The following is a 20478-nucleotide window of genomic DNA, read 5'->3' on the forward strand; positions in this document are numbered from 1 at the left end:
TCAGTAGGCGAAGTCGCGGTACAGCCGGGTCAGGTCGCCTTGCCACTCGCCGTTGTACAGCTCCAGCAGCCGCTCGGCCGGGGTCACGCCGCTGTCGGCGATGTCTTCCAGCTCGGACAGGTAGCCGCGCTCGTCGACCATGCCGCCCGAGAAGCGGGCGCGGTTCTTCAGCCCCTGTTTGGCGATCTCGACCATGTCGACGGCGATGTCACGCACCGTGCGTCCGCCCACCTCGGCCTTCAGGCCCAGACGCGTCACGTCGCGGCGCAGGCGCTCGTGGTTGGCGATGTCCCAGTCCTTGACCAGGTCCCAGGCGGCGGCCTGCGACGGGGCGTCGTACAGGACGCCGGCCCACAGGGCCTGCAGGGCGCAGATGCGGCTCCACGGTCCGCCGTCTGCGCCGCGCATCTCCAGATAGGCCTTCAGGCGAACCTCCGGGAAGAGGGTCGTCAGGTGGTCGTTCCAGTCCTTGATCGTCGCCAGTTCGCCGGGCATGTCATCCAGCTCGCCGTCCATGAATTTGCGGAACGAGCGGCCCGACAGGTCGATGTAGCGACCGCCGCGCTTGGCGAAATACATCGGCACATCGAGGGCGTAGTCGGCGTAGCGCTCGAAGCCGAAGCCGTCCTGGAAGACGAAGTCGAGCATGCCGGTGCGGTCCGGATCGGTGTCGGTCCAGACGTTGGCGCGGGCGGTCAGGAAGCCGTTGGGCTTGCCTTCGGTGAAGGGGCTGTTGGCGAACAGGGCCGTGGCGATCGGCTGCAGGGCCAGCGAGGTGCGGAACTTGGCCACCATGTCAGCCTCGCTCTCGAAGTCGAGGTTCGACTGGATGGTGCAGGTGCGCAGCATCATGTCGAGGCCCAGCGAGCCCTTCTTGGGCATGTAGGCGCGCATGATGCCGTAGCGGCCCTTGGGCATGACGGGCACGTCCTCGCGCGCCCACATCGGGTCGAAGCCGGCGCCCAGGAAGCCGAGGTTCAGCTGGTCGGCGACCTGCTTGACCTCCATCAGGTGTTGGCCGGTCTCGTTGCAGATGTCGTGTACGTCCTTCAGCGGCGCGCCGGACAGTTCGAACTGGCCGCCGGGCTCCAGGCTGATCGAGGCGGTCATGCCTTCGCCGTTCCGGCGCTCCAGGGCGATGACGTTGTCGCCCTCATAGACCTTGTCCCAGCCGAAGCGGGTCAGGCCGTCCAGCATGGCCTTGATGCCGTTGGGGCCCTCATAGGTCGGGCGGCGCAGGGTCGAGCGGTCAAAGCCGAACTTCTCGTGCTCGGCGCCGATGCGCCATTCGGCGCGCGGCTTGATGCCCTTCGACATGGCCCCGATCAGGTCATCCCGGGAAAGCGGTGCGGCGTCGGCCATGTGGTTCTGTAACCCCTCGTGTCGCGGCTAGATGGGCCGACCTTGGCGTTTGCTCAAGAGGCGACGGCCGACTTCCGCGAGACAGGGGCGTCTAGCGGTCCCAGTCGCCGATCGCCGCCTGCCACAGGGTCAGGGCGGTGGTGGCGGCGGTGTCGGCCCGCAGCACGCGCGGACCCAGCGATACCGCGGTGGTGAAGGGCAGGGCGCGCAGCCGGTCGCGCTCCTCGGGCGTGAACCCGCCCTCCGGCCCGATCAGGATGGCCCAGGGCATTCCTCCCCCATCGGGGGAGGGGGACCCCGAAGGGGTGGAGGGGGCATAGGGAGCGAGCGCGCTCATCACCGGCGCGCCGCCCGTCTCGTCGCAGAACATCAGCCGCCGCGTCCCGTCCCAGCCGTCCAGCAGGGCGTTCAGCGTCTGCGGCTTGTCCACCGGCGGCACGTCCAGCCGCCCGGTCTGTTCGGCGCTCTCTTCGGCGATGGCGTCCAGGCGGTCGAGGCGCAGATGCTGCGGCTGGGTCCGGGCGGTGGTCATCAACCGGATGCGCGCGGCGCCCAGCTCGGTCGCCTTCTCAACCGCGAACTCCAGCGCGGCCTTCTTCACCGTGGCGATCACCAGATGCACGTCCGGCGGCGTGATCTGGGCCCGGACCTGCGCCTCGGCCTTCAGCACCACGCCCTTCTTCAGCACCTCGGCGACGCTGACGCGCCACTCGCCGTCCCTGCCGTTGAAGGCCAGCAGCTCATCGCCCGCCTTCAGCCGCATCACCTGCGTGAGGTAGCGCGACTGATCGAGCGTCGGGGCCAGGGCCGCGCCGGCGGACAGCGGCTGGGGGATGTGGAGGCGGATCATGCGAGGCCCTTGAAACGCGGCTAGGCTTTCCTATCTACACGTCATCGCGCCTGTGTAGCTCAGCTGGATAGAGCAACCGCCTACTAAGCGGAGGGTCGCAGGTTCGAGTCCTGCCATGGGATAAGGGGGCGCTGGCCAGATCATGCTTCTGGCTGGCGTCCCTGTACCTACAGCGTCCGCGCGATCAGCAGCTTCATGATCTCGTTCGTGCCGCCGTAGATGCGCTGGACGCGGGCGTCCTTGTACAGCTGGGCGATCGGGTACTCGTTCATGTAGCCGTAGCCGCCGTGCAGCTGCAGCATCTCGTCGATGACCTCGCCCTGGATGTCGGTGACCCAGTATTTGGCCATCGAGGCCGTCGCGGCATCCAGCTTGCCCTCGAGGTGCAGGCCCATGCAGTGGTCGACGAAGACCTTGGCGACCGTCAGCTTGGTCTTCACTTCCGCCAGTTTGAACTGGGTGTTCTGGAAGTCGAGGATCCGCTTGCCGAAGGCCTTGCGCTCCTTGACGTAGGCCAGCGTCTCCTGAAGCCCGCGCTCGGCGGCGGCGACGCCCTGGATGGCGATGTTCAGGCGCTCCTGCGGCAGCTGCTGCATCAGGTGGATGAAGCCCTGGCCCTCGGTCCCGCCGATGACGTTCTCCAGCGGCACCTTCACATCGTTGAAGAACAGCTCGGAGGTGTCGTTCGCCTCCATGCCGATCTTGTGCAGGTTCCGGCCGCGCTCGAAGCCTTCGGCGCCGTCGGTCTCGACCACGATCAGGCTGGTGCCCTTGGCGCCTTCCGACGGATCGGTCTTGGCGACCACGATGATGAAGTTGGCCAGCTGGCCGTTGGTGATGAAGGTCTTGGAGCCGTTCAGGACGTAGTGGTCGCCCTGCTTGATGGCGGTGGTCTTCACCCCCTGCAGGTCAGACCCTGCGCCCGGCTCGGTCATGGCGATGGCGCCGACCAGTTCACCGGTCTGCAGGCGCGGCAGCCAGCGCTGCTTCTGCTCCTCGGTGCCGTAGTGCCAGACGTAGGGCATGACGATCGCGTTGTGCAGCGAGATGCCGAAATGGTCCGCGCCCTTCCAGCCCAGCTGACGCATCAGCACGACCTCGTGGCGGTAGTCGCCACCGAAGCCGCCGTCCTCTTCCGGCATCGACAGGCCCAGCAGGCCCGCGTCCCCGGCGTCGTTCCACAGCGTGCGCGGCACGGACGAGTCCGCGATCCATTGCTGGACCTTCTCCAGCGGCGCGTGTTCGTCGATCCATTTGCCGACGCTGTCCGAGAAGAGGGTGATCTCCTCGTCCTGCATGAAGGCGGGTTCGGGGCTGTTGAGGACGTTCATGGGGGCGTTTCCTGCTTCTCCCTCCCCGCCTCGGGGAGGGTGGCCGCGCAGCGGCCGGGTGGGGGCGGCTCGGCTGGGTGGCCCGGTCGTTCGTCGCCGAGCCCTCCCCACCCGGTCGTCGCTGGCGCGCCGACCACCCTCCCCGGGGCGGGGAGGGAGACCGTTTCAGTCCGTCGCTGCCGGGATCACGTCACGGCAGTCAACTCCGCCTCAGAACGCGTCCGCAGGCATGTCCATCAGGACGTCCGCGCCGGTCTTCAGCTTGACCAGATGGGCGGCCGCGTCCGGCAGGATGCGTTCCACGAAGTAGCGGCCGGTCTGCAGCTTGCCGGCGTAGAACGGGTCGGTCGAACCGGCGTCCACCTGCTTCTGGGCGGCGATCGCCATCTGGGCCCAGACATAGGCCAGGGCGGTGATGCCGAAGATGTTCAGATAGTCGGTCGAGGCGGCGCCGGCGTTGTCCGGGTTGGCCATGCCGTTCTGCATCAGCCACATCGTGCCGTCCTGCAGCTTCTTCTTGGCGTCGGCCAGACCGTCGATGAAGGGCTTCACCGACTCATTGCCGTTGTGCTCGGCGACGAAGGCGTCGATCTCGCCGAACCAGCTCATGATGGCGCGGCCGCCGGCGGCGGGCAGCTTGCGGCCCACGAGGTCCAGCGCCTGGATGCCGTTGGTGCCCTCGTAGATCATGGTGATGCGCGCATCACGCAGGTACTGCGAGGCCGGGAAGTGTTCGGTGTAGCCCGAGCCGCCGTGGACCTGCATGGCCAGCGAGGCGGCGTGGAAGCCCTTGTCGGTCAGATAGGCCTTCAGCACCGGGGTCAGCAGACCCATGTAGTCCTTGGCCTTGGTGGCGACGGCCTCGTCTTCCGACTTCTCCAGATCCGCTTGCAGCGCGGTCCACAGGATGAAGGCCTGGCCGCCTTCGACGAAGGCCTTGGCCTCCAGCAGCATGCGGCGCACGTCCGGGTGGACGATGATCGGATCGGCCGGGCCATCCGGGTTCTTCGGCCCGGTCAGCGAACGGCCCTGCAGGCGGTCCTTGGCGAACTCGACGGCGGCCTGGTAGGCGGCGGTGCCGATGGCCAGGCCCTGCAGGCCGGTGCCCAGGCGGGCCTCGTTCATGACCACGAACATGTTGTTCATGCCGCGGCCTTCTTCGCCGATCAGCCAGCCCTTGGCGCCGTCGTACTGCATGACGGCGGTCGCGTTGCCGTGGATGCCCATCTTGTGCTCGAGACCGGCGCATTCCAGCGTGTTGCGCTCACCCAGCGAGCCGTCCTCGTTGACGAGGAATTTCGGCACCACGAACAGCGACAGGCCCTTGATGCCCGGGACCGCGCCTTCGACGCGGGCCAGAACGGTGTGGATGATGTTGTCGGCGAAGTCGTGCTCGCCCGCCGAGATCCAGATCTTCTGGCCGGTGATCGAATAGCTGCCGTCGCCGTTCGGCACGGCCTTGGTGCGGACCATGCCCAGATCGGTGCCGCACTGCGGCTCGGTCAGGTTCATCGTGCCGGTCCACTCGCCGGTCGACATCTTGGGCAGGTATTTCTGCTTCAGCTCTTCCGAGGCGTTGGCGTGGATGCCCGCCCAGGCGCCGGCCGTCAGGCCCGGATACATCGAGAAGGCCGCCGAGGCGCCGGCGGTGAACTGGCCCACGGCCGAGCCGATGACCGACGGCATGCCCTGGCCTCCGTAGGCCGGGTCCATCATCAGCGAGGGCCAGCCGGCCTCGACCATCTGGTGATAGGCTTCCTTCCACCCCTTGGGCGTGGTGACGACGCCGCCCTCGGCCCAGTGGCAGCCTTCCTTGTCGCCCGGGTTGTTGATCGGGGCGATGACCTCGTCGGCGAACTTGCCGGCTTCCTCGAGGATCTGCTGGGCCAGTTCGGCCGAGACGTCCTGGAAGCCGGGTTGATTGGTGTAGCGGTCGATCTCCAGCACTTCGGACAGGATGAAGGTCAGGTCGCGGACAGGCGCCTTGTAGGCCATGATCAGGCTCTCGCTTTGAAGGGCTGGTGGTGGTGTTCGGTGTTGAGGCGAGCCTTCATCAGGTTCGCGTATTCGTCGGCGCCGGGCAGGAGATCGGGACGGAATTCGCCCAGCTTCTCCTCCATCCAGCGGCAGGCTTCTTCCGCCGTCTCGATGGCGCCTTCGATGTCTTCCAGTTGCTGCTTCAGCGCTGCGATCTGGGCGCGGTGCTGGCGCAGGGCCACGGCCATCTGGTGGGCGTTGTGGTCCTTGCGGTCATACAGATCCAGCATCGACTGGATCTCCTGCAGGCTGAAGCCGATGCGGCGGCCACGCAGGATCAGCTTCAGGCGGGCGCGATCACGGGCGTCATAGACGCGGGTCTGGCCCTTGCGCGCCGGGGTCAGCAGACCCTTGTCCTCATAGAAGCGCAGGGCCCGCGCCGTCGCCCCGAACTCGCGGCACAGCTGGCGGATCGAATAGGTGCGGTGATCGTCTGCGGTCGCCATGGTCGAAGTTCTAGACCAAACTTGACGCGGACGTAAAGGGAAGGTTTTCCGCCCCGTGCGCATCGCGCATGGGGAGGGGGACCGCGCGAGCTTGGCTCGCGTGGTGGAGGGGTGCTTTCAGCTTTCGCTATTCGGAATGGTCGTCGGGCGACAGCGCCGCCCCCTCCGTCACGCTTCGTATCCGAAGCGCGACACCTCCCCATTCGCAATGCGAACGGGGAGGACTTGCCTCAGATCAGCGCGCCTCGCGCGACCGCATCCACAGGACCGGGGCGGTCATGGCGATCAGGACGGCGTTGGTGATCGCCGGGCCGACGTCCATTCCGGTGGCGTGGATGGCCAGCATGACGGTTTCCAGCGCCAGAAGACCGGCGGCGGCGACGACCAGCAGCGGGCGGCCGTGCTTCCACGACACGACCGGCGCCAGCATCAGGGCGGCCAGGGTGATCTCGGCGACGCCGAGACCGCGCACCAGATTCTCCGGCGCGAAGGCGGGCCAGCGCATCAGGTCGATCAGGTTGGCCATCGGCTCGCTGAGCTTGGCGTAGCCGGCCGCGACGAAGAACATCGCGATCCAGCCCTGCAGGGTCCACAGGGTCAGGTTCCGGTAGCTGGCGTTCAGCCGCGCGCGGGCGGGGGTGAGGATCTGAGAAGTCATTTTCGATGACGCCGGTTCTGGCGCTCTTGTATTGGTAACAGCGGCGATATCGGATTGGCCCCGCCCTTCCGCAAGGGGGTGGGGCTTACGCGTAACGATACGTGACTGTTCAGTGACACCCGGCCGCGGCCAAAGCGTGGCCGCATCCATAAATCGTTGTAATGTGACCGGCGTTTCAGACCCGTTAAGCGCGGCTGTTTCTGTCGACTCGGCGCTGGTCATGGCGGGCTCCCGGGAGGTCGGACCGGCGACCGCGCCGGTCCTTGAGCTCTACCGCCATGCTGCTGCCAACCTGATGTCAGCAGGCCGTGCGGCAGGCGACGGGTTCGGCGTCGAGGACCGGCCGGGCCTGGGCCTCGACGGCGTAGAGGAAGGCGCTGGCGACCAGCGTCAGGCACAGGCCCGAGGCGAAGTGCGACAGGTACGAGGCGGCGCGCCCCAGCAGGATGCTGTTGGTCATGGTCGTGTTTCCTGATGTGTGAAGGTCGGGGCGAACCCCGGAGAAGCGAGCCCGGAGGCTCAGGCGTGGAAGAGGGCTTCCACGGGGCGGCCCAGTTCGCGGGCGACACGGCAGGCGAGGGTGACGGAGGGGGCGTAGCCGCCGGTCTCCATCGCCCGCACCGTCCGGCTCGACACCCCCAGGCGGCGGGCCAGCTCCGCCCGGGACAGGTTGCGCTCCAGACGAAGCGCCTGCAGCGGGGAGGCGGCTGTCATTTCGCGTCCCATCCGTAGCGGCGGCTGAAGCTGACCAGGGCCATGACCAGCGCAAAGGCCAGCAGGGCGGAGCCGATCGACGGCGTGGCGCCGAACTGGGCCGGCCAGAAGGGCAGGGGCTCGGTGACGCCCGGGGCCACGACCACCGCCAGCAGCAGGGCGACGGTGGCGGCGGCGCGCGGCTCCAGATCGTAGCGCGAGGAGGTTTTGACTTCGTTGTTCATGACAAGGCTCCCTGTCGTTGTGACAAGGGTGTTTTACAATGTCGCCAAACCAAGTCAAGCGTCTTTTACATCATGACAAGCGAGCTTGCCGAAGGGGGCGGCGGACGGGGCTTCAGGCCCCGTCTTCCTCGTCCGCGGGCTGCGGACCCTCGGTGCGGGCCAGCAGTTCGCCCGGCTGGCAGTCCAGTTCCCGGCACAGGGCGTCCAGGGTCGAGAAGCGGACGGCGCGGGCCTTGCCGGTCTTGAGGATCGACAGGTTGGCCAGGGTCACGCCCACCCGGTCGCTGAGTTCGGTCAGGGACATGCGGCGGGCCTGCAGCAGGCGGTCCAGTTGAACGGTGATGGACATGGCGGGCGGCCTCAGACGGTCATCTGCTGGTCGTCACGCATCGACGACCCTTGGCGGAACACCTCGGCCAGCATGAAGACGATCAGGATGCCCAGCCAGGCGCCGAGATCGAGCTCGAACTTGGTGTCGACGACGTCCTGCGGCGTGCTGAAGACGAGGATCATCGCGCTGACCTGCACGCCGACGAGCCCCAGTCCCATGGCTTGCAGACGGCCGACGTTGGCCGGCTCGAAGGCGTCGCCGTGGTTCACCGACAGGAAGATGCGGCGCAGCCGGTTCAGGATCCACCAGGTGCTGGCGGTGGCGAGGAAGACCGCGAACAGGGTGATGTGCTCACCCAGGAACAGGTCGCGGCCCCGGTTGTCCGGCCGGTCCGCCAGCCCGTCGAACAGGCCGGCCGCGAAATCCGGCATCACCAGCGACGTCAGCAGCAGCAGGCCGGTGACCACCACCGCGATGGTCACGAACACATTCACAAAACCCAGCATCCAGCGGACCACGCTGGCCACGGATCGCTTGCCGATCAGTCTCATCTGAAAATCTCCCCGGCCGCCCGCTGCGGCCCCATGCCGATAATCGATATGCACGCATCGATTATCGATCAAGAAGATTATCGTTTTTCGAGATGAAACCTTCGTAATGATCGTCAGCGGCGGGCGGCGCCCGTCTGGCGCAGGCGGGCCACCTTGTCGTGGAAGGGAGCCCAGTCGTCCTGTTCGGCGATGGCGGCCCAAAGGCTCTCCACCTCGTCGATAAGCATCTCCTCCGGCTCCGCCCGGGCGAAGGCCGGGCTTTCCAGCCGCTCGGGCCGGTCCGGCTCGTGCTCGAACAGGGCGAAGCGGAAATTGTCGAAGGCCTTGCCCTGCCACAGCTTGGCGCGGGGGCCGGTCACCGCCCGGGCCGAGGAGGGGAAGCCGCCGAACCAGTCATGGAACAGGGGCTCCCATCGGCCCGCCTCGCCGACCTCGCGCTGCAGGGCCAGGGTGGTGTCCAGCAGGCGCTGGTCCGCCGCCTCGCCCAGGCTCTTCACGCCCAGTCGATCCAGGAAGGCCGCGCGCAGTTCGCGGATGTAGGCCGGGCCGAAGCTGTTCAGCGCCGCCGTCAAGGGCTCCGCGTCGGCTATCGGCTTCAGCGCTCCGCCCAACTGTGTCAGGGCCCAGAACACCGCCTCCGGCTGACGCGCGAAGGCGTACAGGCCGGTCTGGTCGAAATAGGCCGCCGTGAAGCCGGGTTCGTAGTACGGCAGGAAGCGCCAGGGGCCGTAGTCGAAGCTCTCGCCCGTGACGTTCAGATTGTCGGTGTTCAGCACCCCGTGCACGAAGCCCGCCGCCACCCAGCGCGCGGTCAGCCGGGCCGAGGCCTCGACGACGGCGCCGAGGAAGCCCGGGACGTCCCCTTCGGCGACCTGCGGATGGTAGAGGGCGCGGGCGTGGGCCACGAGCGCCTCCAGCATGTCGGTCCGGCCGAAATAGGCGGCGCGCTGGAAGGTGCCGAAGCGGATATGGCTGTGCGACAGCCGCACCAGAACCGCCGAGCGGGTGGGGGAGGGCTCGTCGCCCCGCTCAAGTTCCTCGCCCGTCTCGATCAGGGAGAAGGCGCGGCTGGTCGGCACGCCCTGCGCCTCCAGCATCTCCGCCGCCAGAACCTCGCGCATGCCGCCCTTCAGCGTCAGCCGCCCGTCCGCTGTCCGCGACCAGGGCGTCGTGCCCGAGCCCTTGGTCCCCAGATCGAGCAGTCTTCCCTCAGTGGCGCTACCGCTCGCGACGCGGTCGCTCGCTGCTTGAGCGCCCGGGGTTTCCCGAAGCTGCGCGGCCAGGAAGCCCCGGCCGTCGCCGAGGTCGGGATTGTAGGTGCGGAATTGGTGCCCGTGATAGCGCATGGCGATCGGGCCGGGCTGGCCGGGCAGGGGCTCGAAGCGGGCGAAATGGGCGATCCATTCCGCCTCCGTCAGCGTCTCCAGCCCGACGGTCGCGGCGGCGGCGTCGTTGCGGAAGCGCACGATCGACTGCGGGAAGGTCGCCGCCCGGACGGCGTCGCCGTATTCGTCGCCGAGGGTCACGAACTGCGGGTCGGGGCGGTAGTCGGGCGAGACGGGCATGGGCCGCCAAATGCGGCTTCCACGGCGGTCGCGCAACCGTTTCGCCTTGAACCATCGGGCCCCGGCCGTATTGTAGAGCCCAGAGATCAGGCCCGTCCGACCGGACGCGGCCAGGCCGGCGCCGCGTATTTTCGTGCGGGGCGAATCCGGTCCGGCGCCCGTCGATAACCTGGCGTCATGAAACCCCCTTGGTCCGGAGGCGACATGGCGCGCAAACTCACGCTCGATTTCCTGAAAACCGAAGCCGCGTCCGGCGCGATGCTGGGGGTCGCCGCCCTCGCTGCCCTGATCGTCGCCAACTCGCCGTGGAGCGCCGACTATTTCGGCTGGCTGAAGAGCGAGCACATCGTCCGTCTCGGCCCCGTGATGCTCGAGATGTCGATCTCGGAGTGGATCAAGGAAGGCCTGATGGCGGTCTTCTTCCTCGTGGTGGGGCTGGAGATCAAATACGAGATCCTGCGCGGCGAGCTCAGCGATCCGCGCAAGCTCGCCACGCCGGTTCTGGCCGCGGTCGGCGGCATGGTCGCCCCGGCGCTGGTCTATCTGCTGGTCTCCGGTCTCCTGTCCGGCCCGCACGCCGGCTGGCCCATTCCGCTGGCCACCGACATCGCCTTCGCCCTCGCCGTCTTCGGCATGGTGGCCCGCAACCTGCCCTCGGCGCTGCGGGTCTTCCTGCTCACGCTCGCGATCGTCGACGACCTCGGGGCCATCGCCCTGATCGCCGCCCTGTTCTCCAGCGGGGTGCAGATCGGGCCGCTGCTGTGGGTCGCGGGCCTGCTCCTCGCGGGCGCCGTGGTCGCCCAGTGGAAGAAGATCCCGTCCCCCTTCTGGGTGCTGGGCTTCGGTCTGGTCTGGTACATGACCGTGCAGTCGGGGCTGTCGACCTCCCTGACCGCCGTGGCCTTCGCCGCCATCGTGCCGGTCAAGGACCGCCGCTCCGACGGCCAGAGCCCGCTGCAGGAGGCGATGCACGACCTGCACCACTATGTCGCCTGGCTGGTCCTGCCCCTGTTCGCCTTCGCCAAGGCGGGGGTCAGCTTCGCCGGCCTGTCGCTGGAGCAGGCGTTCGCGCCGCTGGTTCTGGGCATCGCCCTGGGCCTGTTCATCGGCAAGCAGGTCGGGGTGCTGGGCGCCGCCGCCCTGGCCTCGAAACTGCGGATCGGCCGCCGTCCGACGGGCTCCACCTGGCTCGAGCTCTACGGCGTCAGCCTGCTGTGCGGCGTCGGCTTCACCATGAGCCTGTTCATCGGCGTCCTGGCCTTCCCGGGCGCGATCGACTCGCCGGAACAGGTCGAGGTGAAGATCGGCGTACTGGGCGGCTCTATGTTATCGGCGATCACTGGAGCAATTGTTCTCGGGATCGCGGCCAGTCGGCGCAAGAAAATCGCTGCTGACACCCCGTAAAATCGCAAGAACTGAGCAAATATTGACGCTACGTCATCGGATTTTGTCGCTTTTGCGTCACAGTTAGCCTTCGCCTACCGATGAAATGCGGGACGACCGAACGGCGCTCCTTGTCGCTGAGTCCCGCCTGAGTTACCCAAAACGCTTGGAGCATCGCGTTCCACGTCAAGAACGCGGCCCATGGGATCAGGAAACGCCGTGGCCGCGTGAAGCACGCGCCCGGCCTCAGTCGGGGAGTGGGCATGCGCCTCACCAATATTCTTCGCACCACCGTGTCGGCCGCCGTCGTGGGCGCCTGCGCCTTCGGCTTCGCCGGGGTCGCCTCGGCCCAGGACCAGGACGGTCCGACCACCATCGACGACATCATCGTCACCGCCCAGAAGCGCGAGCAGAACCTGCAGGACGTGCCGATCGTGGTCACCAGCCTGCCGGCTGAGATCCTGAACGACGCGGGCGTCCGCGACATCAAGGACCTGCAGATCCTGACGCCGGGCATGACCGTGACCTCGACGGCCTCGGAAGCCTCGACCACCGCCCGTATCCGCGGCGTCGGCACCGTCGGCGACAACCCCGGCCTGGAAAGCTCGGTCGGCGTCGTGATCGACGGCGTCTATCGCTCGCGCAACTCGGTCGGCTTCGGCGACCTGGGCGAACTGAGCCGCATCGAGGTGCTGAAGGGCCCGCAAGGCACCCTGTTCGGCAAGAACACCTCGGCCGGCGTCATCAACATCATCACCGAGGCCCCGTCCTTCACCCCGGGCTTCAACGCTGAAGCCACCGTCGGCAGCTACGGCGCCATGGGCGTTTCGGGTTCGGTCACCGGCCCGATCACCGACCAGCTGGCCTTCCGCCTGTACGCCGGTCGCCGCGTCCGTGACGGCTTCTACGACGTCGACATCGGCGACGGTCCGCGCACCGAGCGTGACGACAACAACCAGGACTTCTTCACCACCCGCGGCCAACTGCTGTGGCTGCCGAACGACAACACCTCGGTCCGCGTCATCGCCGACTACACCTCGCGCGACGAATACTGCTGCGCCGCGGTGCAGACCCGCGTCGGCCCGACCTATCCGTTCGTCGACGGTCTCTCCACCGGCACCGGCCAGCGTCCGCCTGCCGCCGGCTTCGGCCCGCTGCCCTTCAGCCGTCAGGCCTACGCCAACCGCGGCACCCCGCAGAAGGTCGTCGACCAGGGCGTCTCGATCGAGGCCAACATCGACCTGCCGAGCCTGTTCGGCGGCGCGACCCTGACCTCGGTCACCTCGTGGCGTGACTGGTCGGGCGACCTCGGCACCGACATCGACTACACCGGCGCCGACATCGCCTACCGCGTCCAGGACGGCGACTTCGGCTACACCGTCGAGAACCTGACCCAGGAACTGCGTCTGGCCGGCCAGAACGACACCCTGGACTGGCTGGTCGGCGTGTTCGCCACCAAGGAAGACATCGGCCGGGCCGACAGCTGGTACTTCGGTGCGGACTACACGCCCTTCCTGTCGTTCCTGCTGACCGCCCGCCTGAACGCCGCCGTTCCGGCCTTCGCCATCAGCCCGAACTCGATCGGCTGCTTCACCCGCACCGCCCAGACCGCGGCCGGCCTGCAGACCTGTCTGGCCACCGGCGGCGCCGTCAGCGGCGGCGGCATCGGCTTCACCGTCGGCCAGGGCTACGAGGACTTCTACGAGCAGGAATCGACCTCGGTCGCCTTCTTCACCAACAACACCTGGCACGTCACCGACGCCCTCGATGTGACCCTGGGCCTGCGCTACACGATGGACGAGAAGTCCGTCGAGGGCACCCAGCGCAACGTCAACGGCAACGGCAACACCTGTAACGCGGTGCTCGCCAACGTCGGCCAGATCGGCCTGGCCCTGGGTTCGGCCAACGCCTCGGCCATCGCCGGCAACATCTGTCTGCCGTGGGCCAACTCGGCCTTCACCAACCGCAACGTCAGCGAAAGCGTCGACGACGGCGAACTGAGCGGCACGGCCAAGATCTCGTACCGCCTGAACGACTCGGTGATGGTCTACGGTTCGTACGCCCGCGGCTACAAGTCGTTCGGCTACAATCTGGACCGCGTCCAGACCGGCATCACCCCGACCGCCTCGCTGCTGTTCCCGTCGGAAATGGTCGACAGCTGGGAAGCCGGGGTCAAGATGACCCTGCTGAACCGCACCCTGCTGCTGAACGCCACCTACTTCGACCAGACGTTCGAGGACTTCCAGCTCAACACCTTCCTCGGCACCGCCTTCGTGGTGGAGTCGATCCCCGAGCTGACCTCGCGCGGCGTCGACGCCGACATGCTGTGGTTCACCCCGATCGAGGGCCTGAGCCTGCAGGGCGGCGTGACCTGGACCGAGGCGGAGTACGGCAACTTCACCGCCGCCGACCTGACCAACCCGGGCAACTTCCCGCAGCTCTCGCTGCTGCCGGGCGCCACGGCGTCGTTCGCGCCGGAATGGTCGGTCTCGGCCTCGGTCAACTTCGACCGCAGCATCGGCAACGGCATGCGCGCGGGCTTCAGCCTGTCGGCCAAGTACATGTCGGACTACAACACCGGTTCGGACCTGCTGCCCTACAAGCAACAGGACGCCTTCACGACCGTGAACGGCCGTATCGTCCTCGGCACCGAGGATGAGCGCTGGACCATGGAGTTCTGGGGCCAGAACCTGACGGACGAGGAGTACACCCAGGTGGGCTTCAACGCCCCGCTGCAGGGCTCGGCCTTCCAGTCGACCCCGACCGCCTCGGGCCCGTACGCCGGCACCTTCTACAACCCGGCTCTGGACACCCAGACCTACAACGCCTTCCTGGGCGCCCCGCGCACCTACGGCGCGACCCTGCGCTTCAAGTACTGATCGCTTCGCTCACGGGCGAAACGAGGAACCGGCCGGGGGCGACCCCGGCCGGTTTTGTTTGGGTGAAGGAGACCCGACCATGCGCCTTATCGCCAACCTCGCCGTCCTCGCGGCCGTGACCCTGTCCACATCCGCAGCGGCGGCGCAGGACACGGGGCAGGACGGGGGACTGTGGACGCCGATCCTGAAGGAGGACGGGGCCACCGTGGCGCTGGAGCGTCGGGCGCCCGCCTTGCAGCCGGACGGCACGCTGGAGACCCGGGTGATGGTGGTCTTCGAGCGGCCGCAGCTGGCGGCGAACGGACGGGCCTGGCACTACATGCTCGGCCGCTACCGGGTGGACTGCTCGGCGCGGCGCACGGCGGTGATGCAGGGGCAGTTCGTCACGGCCTCGGGCGAGGTCATGGATGACGAGGTGCGGCACGAGCCGATCTGGCGGGATGTCCAGCCGGGCACGCCGAACGCCGCCCTGATCCCCTTCCTGTGCGACGGTGTTCCGATGCCTGCCGGGCCGGTCTGGGACGTCGACGCCTTCCTGGCCGCGACCCGCGATCCGGACGCGCTTCCGCCCGTCCCGCCGCCTGCCAACCTGCCGCCGCCGGTGGCCGTGCCGGTCGAACCCCGACACTGAAACGGCGGCGGATCGCTCCGCCGCCGTCGTCAGTCACCAGCGCTCGTCGGGATCGACCGGCGCCGCGGCCGGGGAGGGGGCCGGGCGATTGGCCTCGGCCTTCTGCGCCGCGAAGCCGCCGCCCAGGTGACGGCGCACCCATCCGGCGATGTCGTCCACGATGGTGAAGATCGCCGGGATGTAGAGCAGGGACAGGAAGGTCGAGGAGATCAGGCCGCCCAGCACCGCCACCGCCATCGGCGAGCGGAACTCGACGTCGGCGCCCCAGCCGATGGCGATCGGCACCATGCCCGCGCCCATGGCGAAGGTGGTCATCAGGATCGGCCGCGCCCGCTTGTGGGCGGCGTCCATGATCGCCTCGTGGCGGTTCATCCCGTCCTTCTCGGACATGATCACATAGTCGACCAGCAGGATGGAGTTCTTGGCCGCGATGCCCATCAGCATCAGCACCCCGATCAGGGCGGACATGGAGAAATTCTTGTCCGCGATGGCCAGGGCGATGAAGGCGCCGCCGATGGCCAGCGGCAGGGCGGCCATGATGGTGACGGGGTAGGCGAAGCTCTTGAAGAGCAGAGTCAGCACCGCATACATCAGCAGGATGCCCGAGATGAAGGCGATGCCGAAGCCGACCAGCATCTCCTGGATGAACTCGGCGTCGCCCGCGGGCACCTGACGCACGCCCGCCGGCAGGTTCTTCACCGAGGGCAGGTTGTTCACCGCCGTGCCGGCGGCGCCGGTGGTGATGCCGTCCAGCTCGGCCGTGATCGAGGCGATCCGCGAACGGTCCTGACGGCTGACCGTCGCCGGACCGGCGCCGAAGGCGACGTCGGCCACGGCGCTCAGCGGCACCTGTCCGCCACTGGCGGTCGGCACGCGCAGGTTCTCGATCACCGTCAGGTCCTCGCGCGCATCCTCGGTCAGTTGCAGGCGAATGGGGATCTGGCGGTCGCCCAGATTGTACTTCGGCAGGTTCTGGTCGATGTCGCCGATGGTGGCGACCCGCACGGCCTGGGAGATCGATCCGGCCGTCACACCGGCGCGGGCGGCCTCGTCGGCGCGCGGCGTGACCACGATCTCGGGACGGGCGATGGCGGCCGTGTTGACGACGTTGGCCAGGCCCGGGACCCCGCGCATCTCCTCCTCGACCTTGCGCGCGGCGGCGTCCAGCGTCGCCGGGTCGTCGCCCAGGATCGAGAAGGTGTAGCTGGTGCCGTCGCCCGGTCCGCCGCCCTGCTGGGCGATGCCCGCGCGGATGCGGGCGCCGGGGATCGCCTTCAGCTCATCGACCATCTCGCGGGCGAAGGCCTGCTGTGACAGCGCCCGTTCGCCCTTGGGCACCATGTCCGCATAGACATTGGCCTGGTTGACGTCCTGACCGCCGATGGCGGCGTAGACCGAGGTGACCTCGTCGCGGGCCTCGAGACGGCGGGTGACCTCCTGCACGATGGCGTCGGTCTGGGCCAGGGTCGAACCCGGCGGGGTCTCGATCTGGAAGGCCGCGCGGCCTTCGTCGGCCGGGGACATGAACTCGAACGACATCTTGGCCACGATCGACACGCCGACCGAACCGACCAGGAACAGGATGCCCAGCAGGAAGACCTTCCACCGGTTGGCCAGCGACCAGCGCAGGGCGCGCAGATAGCCGCCCATCCAGAACGGATCGCGGTCCTCGTGGTTGGTGTGCTTGAGCAGGAAGGCCGCCATCAGCGGCGTCAGGGTCCGGGCCACGACCAGCGAGAAGAAGACGCTGACGCAGGCCGCCAGGGCGAAGGCCTTGAAGAACTGGCCGATGATGCCCGGCATGAAGCCGACCGGGGCGAAGACGGCGATGATGGTGCCGGTGGTGGCCACGACGGCCAGCCCGATCTCGTCGGCCGCCTCGATGGCCGCGTTATAGGGCGCCTTCCCGTCGCGCATGTGCCGGACGATGTTCTCGATCTCAACGATCGCGTCGTCGACCAGGATGCCGATGGTCAGCGACAGGGCCAGCAGGGTGACCACGTTCAGCGACTGGTCCATCGGCCCGAGGATGGCGAAGGTCGGGATCAGCGACAGCGGCATGGCGGTCGCCGCGATCAGGGTCGCCCGCCAGTCCCGCAGGAAGATGAACACCACGATCACGGCCAGCAGGGCGCCCAGACCGAGGGCTTCCAGCGAGGCGATATAGCTCTCCTCGATATACTGCACGCTCGAGGTGACCTGCTGGATCGTCAGGTTCGGGTTCGCCTCGTCCAGCCGCAGGACCTCGGCGCGGACCTTCTTGGCGACCGTGACTTCCGAGGCCGTGCGCGAGCGCAGGAAGTTGAAGGTCACCGCCTCCTGCCCGTCATAGCGGGCGATGCGGCGCGGCTCGCCCCACTTGTCCTCGACCGTGCCGAGGTCACGCAGGCGCACCGTGCGGCCGCCGTCCAGCGGCACCAGGGTCTCGCGCAGCTGCTCCAGCGAGGTCGCCGCGCCCAGGGTGCGCACGGCCCGTTCAGAACCCGCCACGGTCACGCGGCCGCCCGGCAGGTTGTTGTTCACATTGGTCAGCGCCTGGCTGACCTGCGCCGCCGTCACGCCGTAGGCGGACAGGCGTTGTGGATCCAGCTCGACCCGCATCTCGCGGTCCACGCCGCCCGAGCGGTTGACCTCGCCGACGCCGCCCAGCGCCAGCAGCGAACGGCTGACCTCGTTGTCGATGAACCAGCTGATCTCTTCCGGCGTCATCGTCGGCGAGCGGACCACATAGGTGATCAGGGCGTCGCCGGTGATGTCGATGCGCTGGACCGTCGGCTCCTGCATGTCCTGCGGCAGGCTGGCCCGCACGCCGCTCATGGCGTTGCGGACGTCGTTGGTGGCGCGTTCCGTGTCGGTGCCCAGCTCGAACTCGATGGTGGTCGAGGAGACGCCGTCCGAGACGTTCGAATAGATGTGGCGCACGCCCGACAGGCCGGCGATCGAATCCTCGATCAGGCGCGTGACCTGGACCTCCATCTCCGCCGGCGCCGCGCCCGGACGGGCGGCGGTCACGGCGACCATGGGGAAGTCGACGTCGGGGTTGTTGTTGATGCGCATGCCCATGAAGCCGACCACCCCGGCGAGGGTCAGCAGCAGGAACAGCAGGATGATCGGAATCGGATTCCGGATCGACCAGGAGGAGATCTGGTTCATGACGGTCGCTTCCGGTTAGTGCGCGCTGGACGCAGGGGCCGACTGGGCCTGGGTGCGCGCGGTCACCGACTGGCGCGCCGCGGCGGCGCTGGCGATGCGCACCCGGTCGCCCTGGTTCAGGAAGCCCGCGCCCTCGACCACCACGCGGGCGCCGACGGCGACGCCCGACACGGCCGTCTGGTTCTGCTGGCGGTTCAGCACGGTCACCGGCTGGAAGCGCACGGTGTCGGCGCCGGCCATGACGAAGACGCCCGCCTGGTTGTTGCGGTACAGGATCGCCGCCGTCGGCACGACCGTCGCCGGCTGGTCGCCGACGTCGATCACGGCGCGGGCGAACATGCCCGGACGCAGGGCGCCGCCCGGCGCCAGGCTGATGCGGGCCAGACCCAGACGGGTCTCGGCGTCCACCTCGGGGGTCACGATGCGCACCGTGCCGGTCGTCGGCGCGGCCTGGCTGGAGGTCACCTGCGCCAGTTGGCCCGAGCGGACCAGCGCCAGCTCCGTCTCCGGCACCTGGGCGTCCAGTTCCAGACGGCCGTCACGGACGATGCGGAACAGCTCGGCGCCGGCGCTGATGATCTGGCCGCGGGTCACGCTGCGGCTGATGACCTGGCCCGAGACGGGCGCGCGCACCGTGGCCTGCGACAGGCGGGTGCGGGTCTCGGCCAGGACGGCGCGGGCCGAGGCCAGGTTGGCCTGCGAGGCCCGCTGGTTGGCCAGGGCCGTATCCAGCGACGCCTGGCTGAGGAAGCCACGCGCCTTCAGCTCCTGCGCCCGCGCCAGCGCCGCGTCGTCGCGGGCGGCGTTGGCCTCGGCGGTCTGCACGGCGGCCTGCTGCTGGCGCACCTGCGCCTCCAGCAGGGCGGTGTTCATCTGCACCAGCGGCTGGCCCTGGCGCACATAGGTTCCTTCGTCGACATAGACGGCCGTGGCGGTCAGCCCGCCGGTCTCGGCGCCGACCGGCACCTCTTCCCAGGCCGAAACGCTGCCCGAGGCGGTGACCGTGCGCGGCAGGTTCTGCGTCGTCGCGGTCTGCACGCTGATCGTCTGGGCGCTGGCCCCGCCCGTGTCGGACTTCTGCTCGCCCCCACCGCAGGCGGACAGGGTGACGGCGGTCGCCATCAGGGCGGCGGCGATGGTCCAGTGGCTGCGAAGGGTCTTCGGCACGTGTGATCCCCATGTCGCCGCGAGGGAGGCGCGGCCAGAGCGGAAGAACGCCCTTTGCGGGCGTCCGGTTGTCATCCGTCGTTGAATAGCGTTTCCCCGACCTGTCGAAAACCGGCAAAGCGTCGCGTTACGACTTCGTAATCCGCAACGAAATCAGTGGCGGAGACAGTTCGTTTCGCCGTTCCGTTGGCGCTTTTCCGCCTGTCGTGCTAGGCGCGCCGGACCATGCCGACCCCTCCGATCGAACGCATCCGCAACTTCTCCGTCGTCGCCCACATCGACCACGGCAAGTCCACGCTCTCCGACCGCCTGATCCAGGTCACCGGCGGCCTGTCCGCGCGTGAAATGTCCGCCCAGGTGCTGGACAACATGGACATCGAAAAGGAGCGCGGGATCACCATCAAGGCGCAGACCGTGCGCCTGCACTACAAGGCCAAGGACGGGCTCGACTACGTCCTGAACCTGATGGACACGCCCGGCCACGTCGACTTCGCCTATGAGGTCTCGCGCTCGCTGGCCGCCTGCGAAGGCTCGCTGCTCGTCGTCGACGCCTCGCAGGGCGTCGAGGCCCAGACCCTGGCCAACGTCTACCAGGCCATCGACAACAACCACGAGATCGTGCCGGTCCTGAACAAGATCGACCTGCCGGCCGCCGAACCCGACCGGGTCCGCGCCCAGATCGAGGACGTCATCGGCATCGACGCGTCGGAGGCCGTCATGGCCTCTGCCAAGTCGGGCATCGGCATCGAGGAGGTCCTCGAGGCCATTGTCACCCGCCTGCCGGCGCCCAAGGGCGATGTGAACGCCCCGCTGAAGGCCATGCTGGTCGACGCCTGGTACGACCCCTACCTGGGCGTCGTGCTGCTGGTCCGCGTCTTCGACGGCGCGCTCAAGGCCGGCCAGCGCGTCAAGTTCATGCAGAACGGCTCGACCCACCTGGTCGACCGCGTCGGCGTCTTCCTGCCCAAGAACACCCCGGTCGACCAGCTCGGCCCCGGCGAGGTCGGCTTCATCACCGCCCAGATCAAGGAGGTCGCCCACGCCGCCGTCGGCGACACCATCACCGACGAGAAGCGCCCCACCGCCGAGCCGCTGAAGGGCTTCAAGGAGGTCCAGTCGGTGGTCTTCTGCGGCCTGTTCCCGGTCGACGCCGCCGACTTCGAGGACCTGCGCGCCGCCATCGCCCGCCTGCGCCT

At 68.3% G+C, this 20478-nt stretch carries 18 protein-coding genes and 1 tRNA gene; 5 read left to right on the forward strand and 14 right to left on the reverse strand.

Annotated features, from left to right (window positions below; genetic code table 11):
• Both VGE03_RS08075 and VGE03_RS08080 read right to left on the reverse strand, forming a co-directional pair.
• Positions 1-1362, reverse strand: a complete 1362-nt coding sequence (locus VGE03_RS08075) for a glutamate--cysteine ligase (RefSeq protein WP_331045969.1) — start codon at positions 1360-1362, stop codon at positions 1-3.
• A gap of 91 nt (positions 1363-1453) precedes the next feature.
• A complete protein-coding gene (locus tag VGE03_RS08080; protein ID WP_331045970.1) occupies positions 1454-2212 on the reverse strand; it encodes a 16S rRNA (uracil(1498)-N(3))-methyltransferase in 759 nt (252 codons plus the stop codon).
• A gap of 48 nt (positions 2213-2260) precedes the next feature.
• Here VGE03_RS08080 and VGE03_RS08085 point away from each other — a divergent pair.
• A tRNA-Ser gene (locus tag VGE03_RS08085) sits at positions 2261-2335 on the forward strand.
• 44 nt (positions 2336-2379) lie between these two features.
• Here the strand turns inward: VGE03_RS08085 and VGE03_RS08090 are convergent.
• The 10 genes from VGE03_RS08090 to VGE03_RS08135 all read right to left on the reverse strand — a co-directional run bounded on the left by VGE03_RS08090 (position 2380) and on the right by VGE03_RS08135 (position 10069).
• The gene (locus VGE03_RS08090; protein WP_331045971.1) at positions 2380-3543 is read right to left on the reverse strand and encodes an acyl-CoA dehydrogenase family protein; all 1164 of its coding nucleotides are present in this window, start codon (positions 3541-3543) and stop codon (positions 2380-2382) included.
• A 210-nt stretch (positions 3544-3753) separates the two neighbouring features.
• Positions 3754-5538 carry an acyl-CoA dehydrogenase C-terminal domain-containing protein gene (locus VGE03_RS08095; RefSeq protein WP_331045972.1) on the reverse strand — a complete coding sequence of 595 codons (1785 nt, stop codon included), beginning with the start codon at positions 5536-5538 and terminating at the stop codon, positions 3754-3756.
• Positions 5539-5540: 2 nt separating this feature from the next.
• Entirely contained in the window at positions 5541-6026 is a 486-nt protein-coding gene (locus tag VGE03_RS08100; RefSeq protein WP_331045973.1) for a MerR family DNA-binding transcriptional regulator, read from the reverse strand.
• A gap of 235 nt (positions 6027-6261) precedes the next feature.
• On the reverse strand, positions 6262-6684 hold the full coding sequence (locus tag VGE03_RS08105; RefSeq protein ID WP_331045974.1) for a DoxX family protein: 423 nt from the start codon (positions 6682-6684) through the stop codon (positions 6262-6264).
• A gap of 298 nt (positions 6685-6982) precedes the next feature.
• Positions 6983-7144, reverse strand: a complete 162-nt coding sequence (locus tag VGE03_RS08110) for a hypothetical protein (protein WP_331045975.1) — start codon at positions 7142-7144, stop codon at positions 6983-6985.
• Between the two features lie 59 nt (positions 7145-7203).
• Positions 7204-7398, reverse strand: a complete 195-nt coding sequence (locus VGE03_RS08115; RefSeq protein WP_331045976.1) for a helix-turn-helix transcriptional regulator — start codon at positions 7396-7398, stop codon at positions 7204-7206.
• Positions 7395-7622: a hypothetical protein gene (locus VGE03_RS08120; protein WP_331045977.1), complete on the reverse strand. Its 228-nt coding sequence runs from the start codon at positions 7620-7622 to the stop codon at positions 7395-7397. The genes VGE03_RS08115 and VGE03_RS08120 overlap by 4 nt, the downstream gene beginning before the upstream one ends.
• 112 nt (positions 7623-7734) lie before the next feature.
• Positions 7735-7971, reverse strand: coding sequence for a helix-turn-helix transcriptional regulator (locus VGE03_RS08125; RefSeq protein ID WP_331045978.1), 237 nt, complete (start codon positions 7969-7971; stop codon positions 7735-7737).
• Positions 7972-7982: 11 nt separating this feature from the next.
• Positions 7983-8504 (reverse strand): DUF2975 domain-containing protein, encoded by a 522-nt coding sequence (locus VGE03_RS08130; RefSeq protein ID WP_331045979.1) that lies wholly within the window; start codon positions 8502-8504, stop codon positions 7983-7985.
• A 113-nt stretch (positions 8505-8617) separates the two neighbouring features.
• Positions 8618-10069: a protein adenylyltransferase SelO family protein gene (locus VGE03_RS08135; protein ID WP_331045980.1), complete on the reverse strand. Its 1452-nt coding sequence runs from the start codon at positions 10067-10069 to the stop codon at positions 8618-8620.
• Positions 10070-10273: 204 nt separating this feature from the next.
• On the opposite strand from VGE03_RS08135, the gene nhaA reads away from it, so the two are divergent.
• The 3 genes from nhaA to VGE03_RS08150 all read left to right on the forward strand — a co-directional run bounded on the left by nhaA (position 10274) and on the right by VGE03_RS08150 (position 14962).
• Positions 10274-11473 (forward strand): Na+/H+ antiporter NhaA, encoded by a 1200-nt coding sequence (nhaA, locus tag VGE03_RS08140; RefSeq protein ID WP_331045981.1) that lies wholly within the window; start codon positions 10274-10276, stop codon positions 11471-11473.
• Between the two features lie 242 nt (positions 11474-11715).
• Positions 11716-14331 carry a TonB-dependent receptor gene (locus VGE03_RS08145; protein ID WP_331045982.1) on the forward strand — a complete coding sequence of 872 codons (2616 nt, stop codon included), beginning with the start codon at positions 11716-11718 and terminating at the stop codon, positions 14329-14331.
• A gap of 79 nt (positions 14332-14410) precedes the next feature.
• A complete protein-coding gene (locus tag VGE03_RS08150) occupies positions 14411-14962 on the forward strand; it encodes a surface-adhesin E family protein (RefSeq protein WP_331045983.1) in 552 nt (183 codons plus the stop codon).
• A 33-nt stretch (positions 14963-14995) separates the two neighbouring features.
• Here the strand turns inward: VGE03_RS08150 and VGE03_RS08155 are convergent, their stop codons facing one another.
• Together VGE03_RS08155 and VGE03_RS08160 are read right to left on the reverse strand one after the other, a co-directional pair.
• Positions 14996-18115 (reverse strand): efflux RND transporter permease subunit, encoded by a 3120-nt coding sequence (locus tag VGE03_RS08155; RefSeq protein WP_331045984.1) that lies wholly within the window; start codon positions 18113-18115, stop codon positions 14996-14998.
• A 15-nt stretch (positions 18116-18130) separates the two neighbouring features.
• On the reverse strand, positions 18131-19282 hold the full coding sequence (locus VGE03_RS08160) for an efflux RND transporter periplasmic adaptor subunit (protein WP_331045985.1): 1152 nt from the start codon (positions 19280-19282) through the stop codon (positions 18131-18133).
• A gap of 225 nt (positions 19283-19507) precedes the next feature.
• Here VGE03_RS08160 and VGE03_RS08165 point away from each other — a divergent pair.
• Positions 19508-20478 (forward strand): GTP-binding protein (locus VGE03_RS08165; RefSeq protein WP_331045986.1); only part of this gene is annotated, 971 nt, incomplete at its 3' end.

The organism is Brevundimonas sp. (assembly GCF_036400995.1).
Taxonomy (GTDB): Bacteria; Pseudomonadota; Alphaproteobacteria; order Caulobacterales; family Caulobacteraceae; genus Brevundimonas.

Excerpts from the sequence above, each read along its gene's own strand:
- VGE03_RS08075 (WP_331045969.1), bottom strand. The coding sequence starts at position 1,362 with ATGGCCGACGCCGCACCGCTTTCCCGGGATGACCTGATCGGGGCCATG.
- VGE03_RS08145 (WP_331045982.1), top strand. The coding sequence starts at position 11,716 with ATGCGCCTCACCAATATTCTTCGCACCACCGTGTCGGCCGCCGTCGTG.
- VGE03_RS08125 (WP_331045978.1), bottom strand. The coding sequence starts at position 7,971 with ATGTCCATCACCGTTCAACTGGACCGCCTGCTGCAGGCCCGCCGCATG.
- VGE03_RS08115 (WP_331045976.1), bottom strand. The coding sequence starts at position 7,398 with ATGACAGCCGCCTCCCCGCTGCAGGCGCTTCGTCTGGAGCGCAACCTG.
- VGE03_RS08105 (WP_331045974.1), bottom strand. The coding sequence starts at position 6,684 with ATGACTTCTCAGATCCTCACCCCCGCCCGCGCGCGGCTGAACGCCAGC.
- VGE03_RS08130 (WP_331045979.1), bottom strand. The coding sequence starts at position 8,504 with ATGAGACTGATCGGCAAGCGATCCGTGGCCAGCGTGGTCCGCTGGATG.
- nhaA (WP_331045981.1), top strand. The coding sequence starts at position 10,274 with ATGGCGCGCAAACTCACGCTCGATTTCCTGAAAACCGAAGCCGCGTCC.
- VGE03_RS08090 (WP_331045971.1), bottom strand. The coding sequence starts at position 3,543 with ATGAACGTCCTCAACAGCCCCGAACCCGCCTTCATGCAGGACGAGGAG.
- VGE03_RS08080 (WP_331045970.1), bottom strand. The coding sequence starts at position 2,212 with ATGATCCGCCTCCACATCCCCCAGCCGCTGTCCGCCGGCGCGGCCCTG.
- VGE03_RS08120 (WP_331045977.1), bottom strand. The coding sequence starts at position 7,622 with ATGAACAACGAAGTCAAAACCTCCTCGCGCTACGATCTGGAGCCGCGC.
- VGE03_RS08150 (WP_331045983.1), top strand. The coding sequence starts at position 14,411 with ATGCGCCTTATCGCCAACCTCGCCGTCCTCGCGGCCGTGACCCTGTCC.
- VGE03_RS08155 (WP_331045984.1), bottom strand. The coding sequence starts at position 18,115 with ATGAACCAGATCTCCTCCTGGTCGATCCGGAATCCGATTCCGATCATC.
- VGE03_RS08135 (WP_331045980.1), bottom strand. The coding sequence starts at position 10,069 with ATGCCCGTCTCGCCCGACTACCGCCCCGACCCGCAGTTCGTGACCCTC.
- VGE03_RS08100 (WP_331045973.1), bottom strand. The coding sequence starts at position 6,026 with ATGGCGACCGCAGACGATCACCGCACCTATTCGATCCGCCAGCTGTGC.
- VGE03_RS08110 (WP_331045975.1), bottom strand. The coding sequence starts at position 7,144 with ATGACCAACAGCATCCTGCTGGGGCGCGCCGCCTCGTACCTGTCGCAC.
- VGE03_RS08095 (WP_331045972.1), bottom strand. The coding sequence starts at position 5,538 with ATGGCCTACAAGGCGCCTGTCCGCGACCTGACCTTCATCCTGTCCGAA.